This is a genomic window from Arthrobacter liuii, assembly GCF_014639275.1.
GTDB classification, from domain to species: Bacteria; Actinomycetota; Actinomycetes; order Actinomycetales; family Micrococcaceae; genus Arthrobacter; species Arthrobacter liuii.
Genome location: NZ_BMFW01000010.1, coordinates 97718 through 115806 on the forward strand (window position 1 = coordinate 97718; position 18089 = coordinate 115806).

The 18089-nt window shown below is 65.8% G+C and carries 17 protein-coding genes and 1 pseudogene; 4 read left to right on the forward strand and 14 right to left on the reverse strand.

Annotated features, from left to right (window positions below):
• Positions 1-9: 9 nt before the first annotated feature.
• Both iolB and IEW19_RS12310 read left to right on the forward strand, forming a co-directional pair.
• Positions 10-903, forward strand: a complete 894-nt coding sequence (iolB, locus tag IEW19_RS12305) for a 5-deoxy-glucuronate isomerase (protein WP_188571909.1) — start codon at positions 10-12, stop codon at positions 901-903.
• A gap of 37 nt (positions 904-940) precedes the next feature.
• The gene (locus tag IEW19_RS12310) at positions 941-1957 is read left to right on the forward strand and encodes a LacI family DNA-binding transcriptional regulator (RefSeq protein WP_188571910.1); all 1017 of its coding nucleotides are present in this window, start codon (positions 941-943) and stop codon (positions 1955-1957) included.
• A gap of 108 nt (positions 1958-2065) precedes the next feature.
• Here the strand turns inward: IEW19_RS12310 and IEW19_RS12315 are convergent.
• The 9 genes and pseudogenes from IEW19_RS12315 to IEW19_RS12355 all read right to left on the reverse strand — a co-directional run bounded on the left by IEW19_RS12315 (position 2066) and on the right by IEW19_RS12355 (position 12591).
• Positions 2066-3505, reverse strand: a pseudogene (locus IEW19_RS12315) (sugar porter family MFS transporter).
• Positions 3502-4377, reverse strand: coding sequence for a sugar phosphate isomerase/epimerase family protein (locus IEW19_RS12320; RefSeq protein WP_188571911.1), 876 nt, complete (start codon positions 4375-4377; stop codon positions 3502-3504). The pseudogene IEW19_RS12315 and the gene IEW19_RS12320 overlap by 4 nt, the downstream one beginning before the upstream one ends.
• Before the next feature lie 77 nt (positions 4378-4454).
• Positions 4455-5468 (reverse strand): Gfo/Idh/MocA family protein, encoded by a 1014-nt coding sequence (locus IEW19_RS12325; protein WP_188571912.1) that lies wholly within the window; start codon positions 5466-5468, stop codon positions 4455-4457.
• 30 nt (positions 5469-5498) lie between these two features.
• On the reverse strand, positions 5499-6416 hold the full coding sequence (locus IEW19_RS12330) for a sugar phosphate isomerase/epimerase family protein (RefSeq protein ID WP_188571913.1): 918 nt from the start codon (positions 6414-6416) through the stop codon (positions 5499-5501).
• A gap of 99 nt (positions 6417-6515) precedes the next feature.
• A complete protein-coding gene (locus IEW19_RS12335) occupies positions 6516-8030 on the reverse strand; it encodes a CoA-acylating methylmalonate-semialdehyde dehydrogenase (protein WP_188571914.1) in 1515 nt (504 codons plus the stop codon).
• A gap of 40 nt (positions 8031-8070) precedes the next feature.
• Positions 8071-10020 (reverse strand): 3D-(3,5/4)-trihydroxycyclohexane-1,2-dione acylhydrolase (decyclizing), encoded by a 1950-nt coding sequence (gene iolD / locus IEW19_RS12340; protein WP_188571945.1) that lies wholly within the window; start codon positions 10018-10020, stop codon positions 8071-8073.
• Between the two features lie 20 nt (positions 10021-10040).
• On the reverse strand, positions 10041-10976 hold the full coding sequence (locus IEW19_RS12345; RefSeq protein WP_188571915.1) for a Cgl0159 family (beta/alpha)8-fold protein: 936 nt from the start codon (positions 10974-10976) through the stop codon (positions 10041-10043).
• Positions 10973-11998, reverse strand: a complete 1026-nt coding sequence (iolC, locus tag IEW19_RS12350; protein WP_188571916.1) for a 5-dehydro-2-deoxygluconokinase — start codon at positions 11996-11998, stop codon at positions 10973-10975. The genes IEW19_RS12345 and iolC overlap by 4 nt, the downstream gene beginning before the upstream one ends.
• 188 nt (positions 11999-12186) lie before the next feature.
• Positions 12187-12591 (reverse strand): tautomerase family protein, encoded by a 405-nt coding sequence (locus IEW19_RS12355; RefSeq protein ID WP_188571917.1) that lies wholly within the window; start codon positions 12589-12591, stop codon positions 12187-12189.
• A gap of 150 nt (positions 12592-12741) precedes the next feature.
• Here IEW19_RS12355 and IEW19_RS12360 point away from each other — a divergent pair, with 150 nt between their 5' ends.
• Positions 12742-13104, forward strand: a complete 363-nt coding sequence (locus IEW19_RS12360) for an ArsR/SmtB family transcription factor (protein WP_188571918.1) — start codon at positions 12742-12744, stop codon at positions 13102-13104.
• Complete coding sequence (locus tag IEW19_RS12365; protein WP_188571919.1) at positions 13101-13583, forward strand: SRPBCC family protein; 483 nt, start codon at positions 13101-13103, stop codon at positions 13581-13583. The genes IEW19_RS12360 and IEW19_RS12365 overlap by 4 nt, the downstream gene beginning before the upstream one ends.
• Here the strand turns inward: IEW19_RS12365 and IEW19_RS12370 are convergent.
• The 5 genes from IEW19_RS12370 to IEW19_RS12390 all read right to left on the reverse strand — a co-directional run bounded on the left by IEW19_RS12370 (position 13541) and on the right by IEW19_RS12390 (position 18080).
• Positions 13541-14359 (reverse strand): triose-phosphate isomerase family protein, encoded by an 819-nt coding sequence (locus tag IEW19_RS12370; RefSeq protein WP_188571920.1) that lies wholly within the window; start codon positions 14357-14359, stop codon positions 13541-13543. The two genes, IEW19_RS12365 and IEW19_RS12370, sit on opposite strands and share 43 nt — an antisense overlap.
• A gap of 30 nt (positions 14360-14389) precedes the next feature.
• Complete coding sequence (locus IEW19_RS12375; protein WP_188571921.1) at positions 14390-15736, reverse strand: MFS transporter; 1347 nt, start codon at positions 15734-15736, stop codon at positions 14390-14392.
• Positions 15737-15840: 104 nt separating this feature from the next.
• Positions 15841-16608, reverse strand: a complete 768-nt coding sequence (locus IEW19_RS12380; RefSeq protein ID WP_188571922.1) for an SDR family NAD(P)-dependent oxidoreductase — start codon at positions 16606-16608, stop codon at positions 15841-15843.
• Between the two features lie 27 nt (positions 16609-16635).
• Positions 16636-17589 (reverse strand): 3-hydroxyacyl-CoA dehydrogenase family protein, encoded by a 954-nt coding sequence (locus IEW19_RS12385; RefSeq protein WP_188571923.1) that lies wholly within the window; start codon positions 17587-17589, stop codon positions 16636-16638.
• Positions 17586-18080 carry a ribose-5-phosphate isomerase gene (locus IEW19_RS12390; RefSeq protein WP_188571924.1) on the reverse strand — a complete coding sequence of 165 codons (495 nt, stop codon included), beginning with the start codon at positions 18078-18080 and terminating at the stop codon, positions 17586-17588. The genes IEW19_RS12385 and IEW19_RS12390 overlap by 4 nt, the downstream gene beginning before the upstream one ends.
• Positions 18081-18089: the final 9 nt, after the last annotated feature.

Here is an 18089-nt window from a genome sequence, read left to right on the forward strand (position 1 = left end):
GCCAACTCCATGACCAACTGGGTCTATCCCCTGGGCACCGCCGCCGACGGCAAATGGGACGTCTCGATCGGAACCTCCGACTCCTCCCTCACCGTGGACGGCTGGGCGCACACCGGACTGAAGGTGGCCACCCTGCCCGCGGGCGCCGCCGTCGAACTTTCCGCCGCGGAGGAGGAACGCATCGTGGTGCCGCTCAACGGCTCCTTCACCGTGAGCGTTGACGGCACCAACTACCCGCTGAACGGCCGCGCCTCGGTGTTTTCCGGCCCTTCCGACGTGCTCTATTCCGGTACCGGGCGTGCCGTGACCATCAGTTCCGCCGGCGGCGGCCGGGTGGCCGTTGCCACCGCACCGGCCAAAGCGTCCTACCCCACACGCCTGGTACCTGCCGCGGAAACCCCCGTGGAACTGCGCGGCGCCGGCAACTGCTCGCGGCAGGTCCACAACTTCGGCACACCGGCAGCCCTCGAGGCCGACAGGTTCATCGTTTGCGAGGTCCTCACCCCGGCCGGCAATTGGTCCTCCTACCCTCCCCACAAGCATGACGAGGAAACGGAAGGCGAGACCTCGCTCGAGGAAATCTACTACTTCGAAACGCAGGTGGCGGCCGGCTCGCCAGGACCTGCAGACGCGGACGCCATCGGCTACCAGCGCGTCTACGCCTCCGACGAGCGCCCCATCGACGTGTCCGCGGAAGTGCGCACCGGCGACGTCGTGCTTGTCCCCTACGGCTGGCACGGACCCGCGATGGCCGCGCCCGGCTACGACCTCTACTACCTCAACGTAATGGCAGGGCCCGGCCCGGCGCGGGAATGGCTGATCAGCGACGACCCCCACCACGGCTGGGTGCGGCAGACCTGGGATAGCCAGAACATCGATCCGCGGCTGCCGTTCGGCGCGTAGCCGGGCAGGTGGCCGCGGGCTGGCATAGTGGGGACTTGTGAAAGAGACTTCCGCCACGCCGCGGTCGGTGACCATGGAGGACGTGGCACGCGACGCCGGAGTAAGCCGCGCCCTGGTATCCCTGGTGATGCGCGAATCCCCCAAGGTTTCCCCCGCCAAGCGGACGGCAGTGCTGGAGAGCGCCGCCGCCCTGGGCTACTCCCCCAACCGGCTCGCCAGTCGGCTGGCGAGCCACCGCACCAACACCCTGGGCGTCCTCTTCCTGGACCTGCACAACTCCGTCTTCGCTGACATCTATGACGGCATCACCGACGGCGTGGCGGGCAGCGGAAACCAGGTGATGGTCGCCGTCGGCTCCGCTGATCCCGGCACGGAACTGGAGGCAGTGCGGTCCTTCGTGGACCTCCGGGTGGACGGCGTGCTGCTGGCCGGCTACACCGGCACCTCCGCTGAACTGGCCGGGGCACTGCGCGGGACGCCCGCCGTCGTGATCACCCGGGAGATGGAGGTCGACGGCGTGGATTCCGTTTTGACCGACGACTTCCGTTCCGGAGCGCTCGCCGTGGAGCATCTGTACGGACTGGGGCACCGGCGGATCGCCCACGTGGACATCTCCGACTGGCTGCCCTACACCGAGCGCCGCGAAGGCTACCTGCACGCCATGGAGCAGTTCGGCCTGGCGCCGCAGCTGGTCCACAGCGACATGACCGAACGCGGCGGCCGTGCTGTGATGGAGCAGTTCCTGGACTCCGGCGCCACCCTCCCCACTGCAGTTTTTGCGCACAACGACCTCACTGCCATCGGCATCATGGAGGCCCTGGCGTCCCGGGGTCTGTCCGTCCCGGGTGATATGGCCATTGTGGGTTGCGACAACATCGAAGTCGGCGCCTCGCCACTGGTTGGCCTGACGTCCATTGACCAGCACGCCGGTCTGCTGGGCCGGGTGGCGGCGCAGGCAATGCTGGACAGGATTGCGGAGGCTGGCAGGCCTCCTGTGACCCGGAAGTTCGAGCCGGCCCTGATGGTGCGCCGCTCCTCCGATCCTGCCGCTTAACCCACTTGGAGTTCCACCGCCGGGCTCCGTGTCTTCTCGCTCCGTTTTTCGGCTGCCGCGGCGAAGGCCATGACGGCCGGGCCCGCGACGGTGATGTGGATGGTCCGGTCAGGGGACCGTTGCGGCGGCAGCGGCGGCCTTGCTGCCGGCAACATTCTTGAAGTAGTGCTCCAGGTCCTCAAGGCTCTTATCCTTGGTTTCCGGGACATACTTCGCAGCGAAGGCAATGGCGGCCACGCCAAGGACGGCGAACACGAAGAACGTGTTGGAGATGCCGATGGCGGCCAGCAACTGCGGGAATCCGAACCCGATCAGGAAGTTCACGATCCACAGCAGGAAGGCCGAAGCCCCCATGCCCAGGCCGCGGATCTTCAGCGGGAAGATTTCCGAAAGCATCAGCCAGGTCACCGGGGAGATGGCACCCTGTTGGAAGGCCAGGAATGTGACGGTGAGCGCCAGGATGACGAAACCGCGAGCTGAGCCTTCCGGCAGGATCAGGGAGAAGAAGCCGATCAGCAGCAGCGCCGTCGTAGTACCCACCTGGCCGGTGATCAGCATCCTGCGCCGCCCCACCTTGCCCAGCAGCCAGATTCCCACGAATGTGGCGAGCACTGAGATGACGCCGTTGGCGATGTTGGCCGTCAGCGCCGCTTCACGGCCGAACCCTGACTGCGACAGGATCTGCGTTCCGTAGTACATGATCGAGTTGACGCCGGTGATCTGTTGGATCACGGCAAGGCCAAGGCCCACGAAGAAGATCCGGCGGAGCCACGGGATGCCCAGGTCCTTCCATGAGCCCATCTTGGACTTATAGTCCTCCACGGCCATGGCCTTGACTTCTTCGAACTCCGTCCGCGCTTCCTCCTGTGAGCGGATCCGCTGCAGCACACTGAGTGTCTCGCCGAAGCTGCCCATGGAAGCCAGCCAGCGGGGGCTTTCGGGCATGAAGTTCATCCCGATCCACAGCGCGATGGCCGGCAGGGTGGCGATGACCAGCATCCAGCGCCAAATGCCGTGGGATTCGCCGAAGGAAGTGCCCAGGTAGGCGTTGAAGATGAACGCCAGCAATTGTCCCGTGACAATCATGAGTTCGTTCTGGGTGACGATCCGGCCGCGCCGGTTGCTCGGCGACACCTCGGCCAGGTAGACGGGCACGGTTACCGATGCCCCGCCCACGGCGAGTCCCAGGATGAACCGGGCGGCGATCATCACTTCCGTGCTGGGTGCGAAGGTGCAGCCCAGGGTGCCCAGCAGGAAGACCACTGCCAGCACCATGATCATCTTGCGCCGGCCGTTGCGGTCTGCCAGGCGTCCGCCGAACAGGGCGCCAAAGGCAGCACCGAACAGCAGGGACGAGGTGACCAGGCCTTCGGTCAGCGGTGTGAGGCCCAGGTCTTCCTGCATTTAGGGCAGGGCGCCGTTGATCACGCCGGTGTCGTAGCCGAACAGCAGCCCGCCGAAGGTGGAAATGATGGTGACAGTCCGCAGGGCCCGCTGGTGGTTGCCGGGCTTCTTTACGGCCGCTTCCCCGGAGACAGGCGAACTCATACGCTCACCTTTTGGATGTGCTGCTTCATGGTCTCCAGCTGGTAGCGGGAGACGTCCTCGGCTTTTTCGTTTTCGGCGAAGACGCTGGACACCATGACGGTGTCGTCGCGGTCCAGGAAGCCGATCTCCTTCAAGCCGCCGAAGAACTCGTCCCAGTTGACGTCGCCGTCGCCGATCTTCAGGTGCTGGTGGACACGGACGGGGTTGCCCGGCGGGTTGGTGATGTAGCGCAGCCCGTGCGAGGCGTGATGGTCCATCGTGTCGGCGACATGCACCAGGCGCAGCCTGTCCCCCGCCGCCCGCATGATGTCCAGCGGTGAATTCTTCATGTGGAAGCTGTGCGAGGCCACGTACACCATGCCGACGTTCTTGGAGTTAACGCCGCGGATCACGCGGATCGCTGCGAGGCCTTCCTCCACGAAGTCGTCCGGGTGCGGGTCGATCAGCAGATCGATGCCCTCGCGCTCGATGATCGGCAGCAGCTCCTCCATGGAACGGTAGAACGCCCGTTCGGACTCCTCTGCCTTCTCAGGGCGTCCGCTGAACTCGGTGTTCATGGTGCTCACGCCGAGGTCCACGGTGATCTGGATGGCGCGCTTCCAGTAGCGGACGGCTGCCTCGCGGGCGTCCTCGTCCGGCCCCGACCAGCGCAGCACCGGCAGCACGGAGGCGATCTCAATCCCGGCATCCCGGCAGGCCTTCTTCAGCTGGCCCACGAGTTCGTCGTCCGCCTTGGGGTGGTTGAAGAACGGGATGAAGTCCGCGTGCGGGGTCATCTGCATGTACTTGTAGCCGAGGTCCGCCACCACCTTCGGGAACTCCAGCAGGCTGTGCGAGTGGTGGAACGGGGTGGGGTCAAGTGCGATTTTCACGAAAAACACTCCATTGTGGATCGGTCAGGTAGGGAGACGGGAAAGGGGACGGATGGCTCCGCCCCCCCTCTCCGGTCCTACTTGTAGAGGTCCGGCTTCGAAGCCAGCTTCACGGCGACCTTCTCGCCGTTCTTCTGTGCCTCCACGCCTGCCTCGCAGCAGGCTGCCGTGGCGTACCCGTCCCAGGCGGAGGGACCGCCGATTTCGTTCTTAAGTGCCGCGTCCACCCATGACTGGATTTCGACGTCGTATGCTGCGCCAAAACGCTCCTCGAAGCCGGGGGTGACGTTGCCGCCCCAACGGCCCGAGCTGCGGGTGTAGGGACCCTTGTCGCCGCCGATACTGACGATGCCGTCTTCGAAGGAAGCCTGGGTGGCCACTTCGTAACCGAACTTGGCGTTGACGTAGATTTCGACGTCGGCCAGGACCCCGGACTCGGTCTCCAGCAGGACGTGCTGCGGGTCGTGCTGGCCGTTCGGGGCATTCCGCGTGGCCTTGCCCAGGCGGACCTGGACGCTGGTGATTTCCTCGCCGGTGAAGAACCGGATGGCGTCGAACTCGTGGACCACGGAGTCGTTGATGAGCATCTCGTTGGTGAAGCCCTCGGGGGTGCTTGGGTTGCGGTGCTGGTGGTGCAGCATCAGCAGTTCGCCCAGTTCGTGGTTGCGGATGATCGAGCCCAGGGTGGCGTATTCGGCGTCGAAGCGGCGCATGAAGCCCACCTGGATGCGCTTGTGGCCCAGTGCCACCTCGGCTTCTACAATCCTCCAGGAGGATTCGGCGTCAGGGGTGAGGGGCTTTTCGCAAAGGATCGGGATGTCCTTGGCAATGGCCTTGAGCAGGATGTCCTCGTGCAGGAAACCCGGGGTGGCGATCAGGACGGCGTTGACGTCGCCGTTGTTGAGGGCTTCCTCGGCGTCGGCCAGGGCCACGGCTCCGGGGATGCCTTCGGTGGCGGCCTGGGCGCGGGCAAGGTCGACGTCGACGACGGCGGCAACGTCGGCTCCGTGGATGCGCTTATTCAGGCGCTGGATGTGGTCGGCGCCCATGCGGCCTGCGCCGATGACGGCGACGCGGAGGTTTTCAGTCATTGTTTTGTCCTTTTGGTGTCTGAGACGGGCTTAGCTGACAGCGGTGCGGGAGCCGCAGGACAGCAGGTAGTTGCGGGTGCGCTTGGCGATCGGCATGGGAACGTCGAAGGCCACGGGGTACATGTCCTGTTCGACGATGCCGAAGATCGGCCGGTCCAGGGCCTCCACTGCTTCGATGACCGCGCGCAGGTCCGGCAGGCCGTTGGGCGGTTCGGTCATGACGCCGGCAAGGTTGGCAGCTGCCCACGTCATGTTTTCCTCGTTGACTCGTCTGAGGATCTCCGGGTTGATCTGCTTCAGGTGCAGGTAGCCGATCCGGTCCGGGTAGTTCTTGATCAGTTCCAGGCTGGACGCTCCGCAGTATTCCGCGTGTCCGGTGTCCAGGCAAAGGTTCAGGTACTGCGGGTCCGTGGCGCCCAGCAGTGTCTCGATGTCCTCCTGCGCGCCAACGTGGGAGTCGGCGTGCGAGTGGAACTGCTGCTTGAGGCCGAAATCCTCCAGCAGGGTCTTGCCCAGGCGGTCGTGGCCGGCGAACAGGTCATTCCAGGCCTTCTCGCCTAGCGTGCCGCTTTCCACCGCCTCACCGGTGACGTCGTCGCGCCACATGGCCGGGATGACCACGATGTGCTCGCCGCCCATGGCGGCGGTCAGTTCGGCCACCTTGCGGGCAGGCTCCCAGGCGGTTTCCCACTGGTCCAGGCCGCGGTGGAAAGCGGTGAACACGGTGCCGGCCGTGACCTTGAGGTCGCGCTGCTTGAGTTCCTCCGCAAGCCGGGCGGGGTCCGCGGGCAAATAGCCGTAAGGGCCCAGTTCAATCCACTTGTAGCCCGATTCGGCCACCTCGTCCAGGAACCGTTCCCACGGTGTCTGCTTGGGGTCGTCCGCGAACCAGACGCCCCAGGAGTCCGGCGCCGTGCCGATGATCAGTTTGTTCTCTGCTTCCGTCATAACAGCATTTCTTTCTTTCGTTGCATCGATTGCTCCGTAACTGCCCTTTTGAAGGCTCAAAACGACGTTTACGGAGCAATCGATTGAGGGGTGGGGAGGTCAGTTGGAGGGGAAGTTGTAGGAGGCGCCGGAGGCGTGGTGGGTTTCGGGCCAGCGGGAGGTGACGACTTTGCCGCGGGTGTAGAAGGATACGCCTTCGGGGCCGTAGACGTGCTTGTCGCCGAAGAGGGATGCCTTCCAGCCGCCGAAGGAGTGGTACGCCACCGGGACGGGCAAAGGCACGTTGATGCCGATCATGCCCACGGTCACGGAGCGCTGGAACTTGCGGGCGGCGGCGCCGGAGGAGGTGAAGATGGCGGTGCCGTTGCCGTAGGGGTTGGCGTTGATGAGCTTGATGCCCTCTTCGAGGGTGTCGACGCGGACCACGACGAGGACGGGTCCGAAGATTTCCTCGGTGTAGGCGGTCATTTCGGTCTTGACGTGGTCGAGGACGGTGGGGCCTACCCAGAAGCCGTCCTCGTGGCCGGGGACCACGAGGTCGCGTCCGTCCACAACCATAGCGGCGCCGGCGGTTTCGGCTTCGGTGACGATTTTCAGGATGCGTTCCTTGGAGGCCGGCGTGATGACCGGGCCCATTTCGGCGTCGGGTTCGGTGCCGTTGTTGACCTTGACGGCTTCGGCGCGTTCCTGGACTTTGGCGACCAGGGCGTCTGCGGCGTCACCGACGGCGACGGCGACGGAGATGGCCATGCAGCGTTCCCCGGCAGAGCCGAACGCTGCGGCGGCGAGGTGGTCGGCGGCGTTGTCCAGGTCGGCGTCGGGCAGGATGATCGCGTGGTTCTTCGCCCCGCCCAGGGCCTGGACGCGCTTGCCGTGCTTGGTGGCGGTCTCGTGGACGTACTGCGCGATCGGGGTGGATCCAACGAACGAGATGCCGTCCACGTCCGGGTGGGTCAGCAGCCCGTCGACGGTTTCCTTGTCGCCGTGCAGGACCTGGAACACACCGTCCGGAAGTCCGGCTTCCTTCCAAAGCTTGGCCAGCAACAGGGAGGCGGAGGGGTCGCGCTCGGAAGGCTTGAGGATGAACGCGTTGCCGGCGGCGATCGCCATCGGCGCCATCCACAGCGGGACCATGACGGGGAAGTTGAACGGCGTTATGCCCGCAACCACACCGAGCGGCTCACGGAAGGAGAAGACGTCGATGCCGGTGGAAACCTGGTCCGAGTAGTCGCCCTTGAGCAGGGTGGGGATGCCGCAGGCGAACTCCACGACTTCGAGGCCGCGGCCGATCTCGCCCTTTGCGTCGGAGAGGACCTTGCCGTGCTCGGCGGTGACGAGCTGGGCGAGTTCCTCCACGTGCGCGGCGACGAGTTCGCGGAACTTGAACAGCACTGCTGTGCGCTTGGCCAGGGAGATGTCGCCCCAGGTGTCGGCGGCCTTGCGGGCTGCGGCGACGGCGGTGTCCAGGTCGGCCCGGCTGGCCAGCCGCAGCTTGCCGGTCACGGCGCCGGTGGCAGGGTTGTAGACGGGAGTGGTGCGGTCGCCCTCGCCGGCGGTTTCCGTGCCGTTGATGAAGTGGTTGATGACGGTGGTCTCAGTGGTGGTGGCAGTCATGGGACTCTTCCTTGAGTGGTGGGTCAGGAGAAGGAGGGGGTCAGCCGAGCAGTTTGCGCTGGCGCGACTTGTGGTCAACGTAGGTCTGGAAAGCCTGTTTGGTGGAGTCCAGTGCGGAGACCTGGGAGACGGGGACGTCCCACCAGGATTCAGAGGACGGGGCGTCCAGCAGCGGGTCGGATTCGACGTGGATCAGGATCGGTCCGCTGCCTTCCGGGGCGGCCTTGGCATCGCGGATGGCCAGTTCGAGTTCGGCGATGACTTTTTCGCCGGGTTCGATCCGGATGACCTTCACGCCCAGGGACTCGGCGTTCAGGGCCAGGTCCACGGGCAGGGTCTCACCCTCGTCGAAGCTGTGCTGCTCCTCGTTCAGCGCCCGGTACTGGGTGCCGAACCGCTGCGAGCCCAGGGATTCGGAGAGCGAGCCGATAGAGGCGTAGCCGTGGTTCTGGATCAAGACCACGATCAGCTTGATGCGTTCGGCGACGGCGGTGACCAGTTCGGTGTGCATCATCAGGTAGGAGCCATCCCCCACCATCACGACGACGTCCCGCACCTGGTCGCCCGTGCCACCTGCCGCCGTCGTGCTGGCTGCCTCAGCGATCGCTGCGCGCTTGACGCCGAGGCCGCCGGGGATCTCGTAACCCATGCAGGAGTAGGCGTACTCGACGTGGTAGCCGAACGGGTCGCGGACACGCCACATCTTGTGCAGGTCCCCGGGCAGCGACCCTGCGGCGCAGATCACCACGTCGCGGGCGTCCATGGCCCGGTTGGTGGCGCCGATGATCTCGTTCTGCGCCGGCAGCGGGGTGTAGCGGGTATCGAACGCCTCATCGACGGTGGCGTTCCAGCGCTTCTTCTCGGCCGCAATCTTGTCCTCGAGGTCGGCGCCGACCCGGTAGCCGCCCAGGGCTGCGTTCAGCTTGACCAGGGCCTTGCCGGCGTCGGCGACGATCGGCAGGTGCGTGCCGTGCTTGTAGGCGTCGATCGGGGCGACGTTGATGTTCACGAACTTCACGTCCGGGTTCTGGAAGGCGCTGCGCGACGCGGTGGTGAAGTCCTCGTACCGGGTACCGATGCCGATGATCAGGTCCGCCTCCGCAGCGACGGCGTTGGCCGCCGTCGTGCCGGTGGAACCGATCGCGCCCAGGGACTGCGCGTGGTCCCAGGGCAGGACGCCGACACCTGCCTGCGTGTTGCCCACCGGAATCCCGGTCAGCTCGGCGAACTTCGCCAACTCGTCGTTGGCGTAGGCGTAGAGGACGCCGCCGCCGGCGATGATCAGCGGGCGCTTCGCGGCGCGGATCGCTGCGGCAGCGCGGGCGATGTCCTCGTCGTCGGCGTCGGGTCGGCGGATACGCCACTCCCGCTCGGCCAGGAACTCCTCGGGCACGTCCAAGGCCTCGGCCTGGACATCCTGCGGCAACGAAATGGTCACCGCGCCGGTCTCGGCCGGGTCCGTGAGCACCCGCAGGCCGTGATGGAACGCGGAGAACAACTGCTCCGGCCGGTTGACGCGGTCAAAGAACTTCGACAGCGGCCGGAACGCGTCATTGACCGTGACGTCATACGCGTAGGGCTGCTCGAGCTGCTGGAGCACCGGGTCAGCGGCGCGGGTCGCGAACGTGTCCGACGGCAGCAGCAGGACCGGGAGGCGGTTGGTGGTGGCCAGCGCCGCGCCGGTCAGCAGGTTCGACGAACCCGGCCCGATGGAGGTGCTGACTGCATACGTCTGGCGGCGGCGCGTGTGCCGGGCGTACCCCACGGCCTGGTGGACCTGGGCCTGCTCATTGCGGCCCTGGTAGTACGGCATCAGGGCGGGATCCAGTTGCTGGTACTGCTTCAGCGCCTGGCCCACACCGGCCACATTGCCGTGCCCAAAAATACCGAACGTGCCCGGAATCAGCCGCTCACGGTACTCAACGCCATTGATGGAATCGACGGTGTACTGCTTGGAAAGGTATTCGACGACGGCCTGGGCCACCGTCATTCTGCGCGTTGCCATGATACTTACTCCGGGATTTCAGTGGTGTGGTGCAGGAGCGAGGCGGCCGTGGCGACGGCGCCCGCGACATCACCATCGGCGGGGTAGAGCAAGGTCCGGCCAACCGTGAGGCCCCGGACGCCGGGAAGCGCCAGCGCGGCACCCCAGGTGGCAAAGACCTCGTCCTGGGACCCGTCCGGGTCACCGCCCAGCAGGACGGTGGGCATGGTGGTGGCAGCCATGACGCGTTCCATCTCCGCCACCACGGGAAGCTTCATCCATGTGTAGGCGCTGGTGGACCCCAGTCCTTCGGCGATCGCGATGGACTTGATCACGGCGTTGGGAGTCAGGTCGTTCCGGACCCGGCCGTTTTCACGGACCGACAGGAACGGCTCCACCATGGCGATCAGCTTCCGCTCCGCCAGGGAGTCAATCGCCCTGGCGGTTGCCTCCAGCGTGACCACGGTGTCCGGGTCGCCCAGGCAGATCCGGGTGAGCATCTTTCCGCCGTCCGCCCCCAAGGCTTTAAGGGCGGCGGCGGTGTGGCCGGTGAACCGGTCATCGAACTCGTTGACCAGCCCGGACAGACCGCCGCGGTTCATCGAACCAAACACCAGCTTGCCGTCCAGCGCGCCCAGCAGCAGCAGGTCATCCATGATGTCCGGGGAGGCAAGGACACCGTCGACGGCGGGGTTGGCCAGGACGATCTGCAGCCGGTCCAGCAACTGCCGGCGGTCAGCCATCGCCACGGGATCGCTGCCGACGGCCAGGGCACCGCGGGCCGGGTGGTCGGCGGCGACGATGAAGTTCTGCCGGCCTGCCTTCACACCCGGGTGGCGCCGCCGGGAGTTTGCGGCCCGGGCCACGGCCTCGGGGTCCTCCAGGCGGATGGTGGTCAGGTGCTCGTAGCGGCGCGGATCATCGTCCACGGCGCTCTCCGGGCTGACGGGGGTGAGGGTCACAGTGCTGCTCCTTCGGTGGCAAGCTGCGGGGCGGAGCCGGAAACGGTGCCGGGAACCGGGCGTCCGCGTTCGGCCAGCAGCGAGGTGACCTCGGCCGGCGTCGGCATCGCATCAGCGCAGGACAGGCGGGAGGCGACGATCGCGCCGGCGGCGTTGGCGTAATCCAGGACCTGCGCCAACGGCCAGCCAGACAGCAGGCCGTGGCAGAAGGCGCCGCCGAAGGAATCGCCGGCACCCAGGCCGTTCAGGGTTTCCACGGGGACGGGGGCGGAGACAACACGTTCGGTGCGGGTCTTGGCCATCACGCCTTCCGCGCCGAGCTTGACGACCGCGATCTCCACGCCGGCTGCCAGCAACCGGTCCGCCTGCTCGTCCGGAGTGCCTTCGCCCACGGCGACGGTGCATTCCTTGTCGTTGCCGATCGCGACCGTGACCTGCGGCAGGATCCTGGCGACCTCCGCGCGGGCTTCCTCTTCGGAGGCCCAGAACATGGGCCGGTAATCCAGGTCCAGGATGGTGAACTGCCCCTGCGCCAGGCCGGTACGGGGACGGGCCTGGTGGGCGGCGATGTGCGCGGACCGGGATGGCTCCTGGCACAGCCCGGTGACCGTGGACCAGAAGATCCCGGCCGCGCGGATGGCGTCCAGGTCCAGCTCTTCTGCCTTGATCTGCAGGTCGGGGGCGGTGGGGAACCGACCGTAGAAGTACAGCGGGAACTCGTCGGTGGCCGGCTTGATTGCGCAGAAGGTCACCGCAGTGGGCCAGTCCTTGACCGGTGTGACGAAGGTGTCGTCGACGTTGAACTTGCGCAGCTCGCGGTGCAGGAATTCCCCGAACGGGTCATCCCCGGTGCGGGTGATGACGCCGGTCCTGCGGCCGTGTCGCGCAGCGGCAACAGCGACGTTCGACGGTGAACCGCCAAGGTATTTGCCGAAGGAATTTACCTCCTCCAGGCCAACGCCGATGTCGTTCGGGTATATATCAACGCTGATGCGCCCGATCGTAAGAAGCTCGTGGGTCACGGTAATCGTGGACCTTTCTGGTGTGGAACTCGAGTCCTTTGCGGGGCAGGAGTCCCGGGACTGGCAGGCCGTGGCGTGGGCCACAGGCACTACTTTGCCCCAGATCGAATGTCATGTCAAAGGTTTGTACTGACATACTTACAACAAGGGGGAACCGGGATGCCCGCACAAGCTCGCAGGCGCCCGAACTACTGCTTGGGGACGGCCAATTCGCCCGTCACGTACTGCGCACGGCCAAAGCCGAAGGACCAGTCGCCCGCAGTGTTTTCGACGTAGCCGATGAAGACGTCTTCGCCGGCGACCCCCACGGCCGCGAGCTTGTCGGCCACGGCAGCGAACAGCCGCTGCTTATCCTCTTGGGAGCGGCCACCCTGGGTGAAGATCTGGATCATCACTACTCCCCCGCTGCGTTTAAAGCCAAGCCCTGCATCCTGGGCGAAGATCTGCCCCTCTGGGTGCTCGGTGAGGATATGGAAGTAGTCCCGCTCCGGAATGCCATACTCGGCCAGCATGGCATCGTGGATGCCGCGGCTGAGCTGCTGCAGATCCTCGGCGGTGCGTCCTTCGTTGACGTCAATGCGGACCAGTGGCATGAAGTTTCTCCTCAGTAATTTGTACAGACATACTAACAAAGTCGCATTGAGAGATTCAAGCCCCCTCTTGCGCTGTGAACGGCAACAGGCCTAGCATTAATCAACCGTAAGGTTGATAAACAAAAGAGTTGATTACATGAAAGGCCGGCAGTGACGTCCCAGGATGATTCGGCTTTGGACTTGGCCTTCCTGGCCCTGGCCGATCCCGTCCGCCGGAGCATCATCGCCCGGTTAAGCCGGGGTCCGGCCACGGTCAATGACCTGGCCGAACCCTTCGAGATTTCCAAGCAGGCGGTCTCGAAGCACATCCAGGTACTCGAGCAGGCGCAGTTGGTCACCCGCAGCAGGGAGGCCCAGCGCCGGCCAGTTCACCTGAACCCCGCACGGCTTGAGGCGCTTACTGCCTGGATCGACCAGTACCGGCTGGTCCGCGAGGAGCAGTTCCGCAGCCTGGATGCCGTGCTTGGATCCAGCGCCGGGCAAGCGGCGCCAAAGGCAAAGGAAACGAAATGACCAACCCACTGAAGATCACAGCCCCCGAAGGACTCCCCTACATCGATTTCGAGCGGGAGTTCGACTTTCCGGTGGCGGATGTGTTCCGGGCGCACAAAGACCCGGGCCTGGTGGCCCAGTGGCTGGGTCCGCGGGGCATGAAGATGGAGATGGACCACTACGACTTCCGCACGGGCGGCAGCTACCGCTACATCCACACGGGCCCTGAAGGGGTGCCGTACGAGTTCCGCGGGATTTTCCACACGGTGCGCGAGAACGAGTTTGCCTTGCAGACCTTCGAGTTCGGCGGCTACCCGGACTCGGTCAGCCTGGAGTCCATGACGTTCGAGGAACTCGACGGCGGCCGCTGCCGGCTGCGGGGCCACGCCATGTACCAGAGCATGGAGGCGCGGGACGGCATGCTGCACTCGGGGATGGAGGGCGGCATGTCAGAGGGCTATGAGCGGCTGGAGGAGCTGCTGGCGGGCGCCTCGGTCTGACGCAGGAGAAGGGCTTCGTCCAGTACCCGGCCCAGGTTGGCTGCATCGTGGGCGAACCGGCCCAGGAAGAGTCCGTCCGCCGCCGGCAGTTGGGGAAGCAGTCCAGGTCCGGCGCTGCCGCCGTAGATGAGGGGGCAGCGCGGGCCCAGCGCCGCCCGGATCCGGCTCAGCACGGCGTTGACATGCTGCGGCGGGGCCGGCTCCTGCGCGCCGATCGCCCACACGGGTTCATAGGCCAGGACCAGGCTACTGGCCAGTGTGGAATCGCCGCCTGTGGCGGCGTGGACCTGCCGCACGCAAAAGTCCGCGGCAGCTCCGGCGTCGAGCCTGTCCGGCTCGCCGATGCATAGCAGCGGGGTGAGGGAATGGCCGACGGCGGCACGCACCTTGCGTGCCACCACGGCGTCATCCTCACCGAACTGCCGGCGGCGTTCGGCATGGCCGATTTCGACGAGCGAGACGCCGAGTTCGGCCAGCATGCCGGGGCTGACTTCCCCGGTCAGCGGCCCGTCCCCCCAGGCGCAGTTCTGCGCCCCGAGCAGTACGGGTGAGCCGGCCAGAATCCGCTTGGCCTGATCAAGGACGGGGAAGGATGGGATGACGAAGACCCGGACCGGGGAATCCTCGGCGGAATTCATGGCCAGTCCGGGCCTGTCGTCGACAACAGAGCGGACCTCCGACAGCCAGCGCAGGCTTGCCTGGTAGCCCAGGTACATTTTGGTGCTGACACCGACATAAAGGGTGCCGTTTCCTGCGCTGCTGCCGGAGGTGCTCATGGGTTTCCTTGCGTGGATGGTGTGACGAACTCAGTCCAGCAGGTCGTCGGCCTTGTTCCTGAACCGCTTGGTGGCATACATCATCGCCGCCGCGACGAATGGCAGGACACCCAGGGCGTAGACGCCCATCGACCCGGTTGGCGACTGCGTGGCTTCGTTGACTGCGGTCCGCAGGATGGGCGCCACGAACCCGCCCAGGTTGCCAAGGGAGTTGATCAGCCCGATGCCTGCGGCGGCGGCGGAACCTGCGAGGAACGCCGTGGGATAGGACCAGACCACCGGGCCGACGGCAAGGAAGCTGCAGACAGCCAGGGTTATGAAGATCATGCCCAGGACCGGCTGGTGGTTGGTTCCTGCCCAGGCCGAGCCGAAGATGCACAGGCCAGTGGAGAGGAAGAGGATTGTGCCGAACTTCCGCCGCTTGGCCACGGTGTCAGCCGCTTTGCCAATGAAGTAGCAGGCGAAGATGCCGAAGAACCATGGGACGGCGATCAGGAGGCCAACGGCGAGTCCCACCTTTTGGCCGGTCAGGGAGGACACCTGCTGGGGCAGGAAGAAGGTCACGCCGTAGACGGCGATCTGCAGGCAGAAGTAGATGGCGGTGAAGTACCAGACGCGGCCGTTGCGCATGGCCGCAAGGATGCCTCGGGGACCGTGCTCGTCCTTGATGTTGTCCTCCAGCGCCATGACTTCCTTCAGCGCGTATTTTTCCTCGCTGTTGAGGAACTTGGCCTTCTCCGGGCCATTGATCAGGAAGAAGAAGGCCGCGATGCCTGCCAGGACGGCCAGCAGGCCCTCGACGAAGAACATGACCTGCCAGCCGCGCAGGCCGGGCACCTGGTCGCCGATGTTGATCAGCCAGCCGGACAGCGGGTTGCCGATCATCTGGGAGAACGGCTGGGCCAGGTAGAAGATGGCGAACATCTGGACGCGCACCTTGTTGGGGAACCATTCGGCGAGGTACATGATCACGCCCGGGAACAGGCCGGCCTCGGTCACGCCGAGGAGGAAACGCAGGACCACGAACGAGGTTTCCCCCTGCACGAACGCGAAGCAGGCGGAGACGATGCCCCAGGTGATGGCGATGCGGGCCAGCCAGATCTTGGCGCCCACCTTCTTGAGCAGCAGGTTGCTGGGGATCTCGAAGATCGCGTAGCCGATGAAGAAGATGCCTGCGCCCAGGGCGAAGGCCGCGGCGGACACCCCCTTGTCCGCCCCCAGTGCCGCCTCGGCGAAGCCGACGTTGGTGCGGTCCAGGAACGAAACGACGTACAGGATGACCAGCATCGGCATCAGACGGCGGGCCGCCTTGAAAATCGCTGACTTCAGGACCGGACGGGCCAGGAGTTCTTTGGATGTTGCGGTGGTTTCTGACACAGCACTCTCCTTCGAGTGGTGACGTTGGTGGTTCCCCGCGGGCCGGCGGCCCGCGGATCTTATGGTGGCGCCCCGGTCCTTCGTGTTGGCCGGGTGGGGTGCCGTCAGTGCATGTACAGGCCGCCGTCGACGTTCAGCGTCTGGCCCGAGATGTAGCCGGCGTCCTCGCCAATGAGGAAGGAGATGGCCGCCGCGATGTCGCGGGTAGTGCCAACCCGGTTCACCACCAGGTCCTTCACGAGTTCATCCTTGCGTTCCTCGCTGAGGGTGCCGCCCATGATGTCGGTGTCGATCGGGCCCGGCGAGATGGCGTTGACAGTGATGTCGTACCCGCCCAGTTCGCGGGCGGTGGCGCGCGTCAGGCCGATGACGCCGGCCTTTGCCACCGAGTACGGGGTCTTGCTGAAGGTTCCGCCGCCGCGCTGGGCGGAGACCGAGGAGATGTTGACGATCCGCCCCAGCCGGTTCTTCACCATCGATTCGGCCGCCCGGCGGGTGGCGTAGTGGACACCGTTCATGTTGATGTTGACCACACGGTCCCATTCGGCGCCGTCGAGTTCGAGGTAGGGAACCGGGGAGCTGACGCCGGCGATGTTCGCCAGGGCCACCAGCTGGGGAAGTTGGGCTTCGATCTCGTCGATGGCGGCCCGGACGGAGGCTTCGTCGCCGATGTCGGCTCCGGCGCCGTGGGCTTGGACGCCGTGCTTTTCGGCCAGGTCCTTTGCCAGGTCCTTGCTGGCGGCGTCGTCGAGGTCGATCACGCCGATGTTCCAGCCGCGCTCGGCGAGGTAGTCCGCGGTGGCCCGGCCGATGCCGCGTTCGGAGACGGCGCCGGTAACGATCACCGTGCGGTCTGCGGGAAATGGTGTCATGGAGTGTTTCCTTCGAAAGTTGGCGGATTACCCGAGGGGTGCCGGACCGAGTTCCTCGATGAGCTTTTGCATGGCGACGTACGCCTTGTTCCGGTAGGCAACCAGGGCTGCGGTCCGGTCGGCGGGTACGTCAAGGAACCCGGAGCCGGTCTTGGTGCCGAGCTGGCCGGCGTCGACCTTTTCCTGGAGGATCTTCGGCGTAGCGAAACGTTCCGGGAAACCGGTCTGCAGTGACTTGTAGCAGAAGGCGTAGACGTCCAGGCCTGCCATGTCCGCGATGGCGAAGGGGCCGAAGAACGGCAGCCGGAAGCCGAAGGTGGTGCGCACCATCGTGTCCACGTCCTCGGCCGTGGCGATGCCTTCCTCCACCACCTGGGCGGCCTCGTGGAAGAGGGCGTACTGGAGCCGGTTCAGCACGAAGCCGGTGACGTCCTTGACGGTGGCGGTTTCCTTGCCGGTCTCCCCCACGATGGTGCGGGCGGCTTCCACTGTGGCCTCTGACGTGCCCTCGTGCGGAATGACCTCCACACCGGGGATGAATGGCGCCGGGTTGGAGAAGTGGACGCCCAGGAAGCGCTCCGGGTTTTCCACTACCTCGGCGAGCTTGGCGATGGAGATGGTGGAGGTGTTGGAGCCGATGATGGCGTCGGGGCGGGCGGCGGCGCTGATCCGGCCCAGGGTGGCGTGCTTGATCTCCAGGACCTCCGGCACTGCTTCCTCGATGTACTCGGCTTCCGCCACTGCCTCTTCAATGTCCTTGGCGGCCCAGAGGTTTTCTTTGAGCAGGTCCGTGGCGTTGGCCGGGAACAGGCCGGCGGCAACGAATTCGTCGGATTCCTTCAGCAGCCGTTCGTAGTTGCCCTGGGCGATTTCGGCGGAGATGTCCGCCAACGCGACGCGGGCCCCGGCAAGTGCCAGGACCTGGGCGATCCCGCCGCCCATGTAGCCGGAGCCGACGACGGCGATGTTTCGGGTGCTCATGTGGTTTCAAGTCCTTCCGACGCGCCCTCATAGGAGCAGATGGCGTCTACTTTGGCCGCGGATGCGGAGTTTTCATCGAAGCGGTAGTTGAGCCACTCGCCCACCAGCTTCTTGGCAAGTTCAAGGCCGATGACGCGCTGGCCCATGGTCAGGACCTGGGCGTTGTTGGACAGCACCGACCGCTCCACCGAGTAGCTGTCGTGGGCGGTGACGGCCCGGATGCCGGGCACTTTGTTGGCGGAGATCGCGACGCCCAGGCCGGTACCGCAGATGAGCAGGGCCCGGTCGGCTTCCCCGGCGGCCACTTTGCGGGCAGCGGCGACGGCCAGGTGCGGGTAGGCAGTGGTGTCGTCGGCGCCCACTCCCACGTCCTCCACCGAGGCGACGCGGGGGTCCGCCTCCAGCAGTTCGCGCAGGGCGTTCTTGTATTCCACACCGGCTTCGTCGTTGCCGACGACGATGCGCCAGCCTGGCTGGGTGTTCTCGGTCATGCGGTTCTC

Bases quoted from the DNA above. Each gene is read 5' to 3' on its own strand.
- iolB (WP_188571909.1), top strand. From the start codon at position 10: ATGACCAACTGGGTCTATCCCCTGGGCACCGCCGCCGACGGCAAATGG.
- IEW19_RS12325 (WP_188571912.1), bottom strand. From the start codon at position 5,468: ATGACTGAAAACCTCCGCGTCGCCGTCATCGGCGCAGGCCGCATGGGC.
- IEW19_RS12330 (WP_188571913.1), bottom strand. From the start codon at position 6,416: ATGACGGAAGCAGAGAACAAACTGATCATCGGCACGGCGCCGGACTCC.
- IEW19_RS12335 (WP_188571914.1), bottom strand. From the start codon at position 8,030: ATGACTGCCACCACCACTGAGACCACCGTCATCAACCACTTCATCAAC.
- iolD (WP_188571945.1), bottom strand. From the start codon at position 10,020: ATGACGGTGGCCCAGGCCGTCGTCGAATACCTTTCCAAGCAGTACACC.
- IEW19_RS12355 (WP_188571917.1), bottom strand. From the start codon at position 12,591: ATGCCACTGGTCCGCATTGACGTCAACGAAGGACGCACCGCCGAGGAT.
- IEW19_RS12365 (WP_188571919.1), top strand. From the start codon at position 13,101: ATGACCAACCCACTGAAGATCACAGCCCCCGAAGGACTCCCCTACATC.
- IEW19_RS12370 (WP_188571920.1), bottom strand. From the start codon at position 14,359: ATGAGCACCTCCGGCAGCAGCGCAGGAAACGGCACCCTTTATGTCGGT.
- IEW19_RS12380 (WP_188571922.1), bottom strand. From the start codon at position 16,608: ATGACACCATTTCCCGCAGACCGCACGGTGATCGTTACCGGCGCCGTC.
- IEW19_RS12385 (WP_188571923.1), bottom strand. From the start codon at position 17,589: ATGAGCACCCGAAACATCGCCGTCGTCGGCTCCGGCTACATGGGCGGC.
- IEW19_RS12390 (WP_188571924.1), bottom strand. From the start codon at position 18,080: ATGACCGAGAACACCCAGCCAGGCTGGCGCATCGTCGTCGGCAACGAC.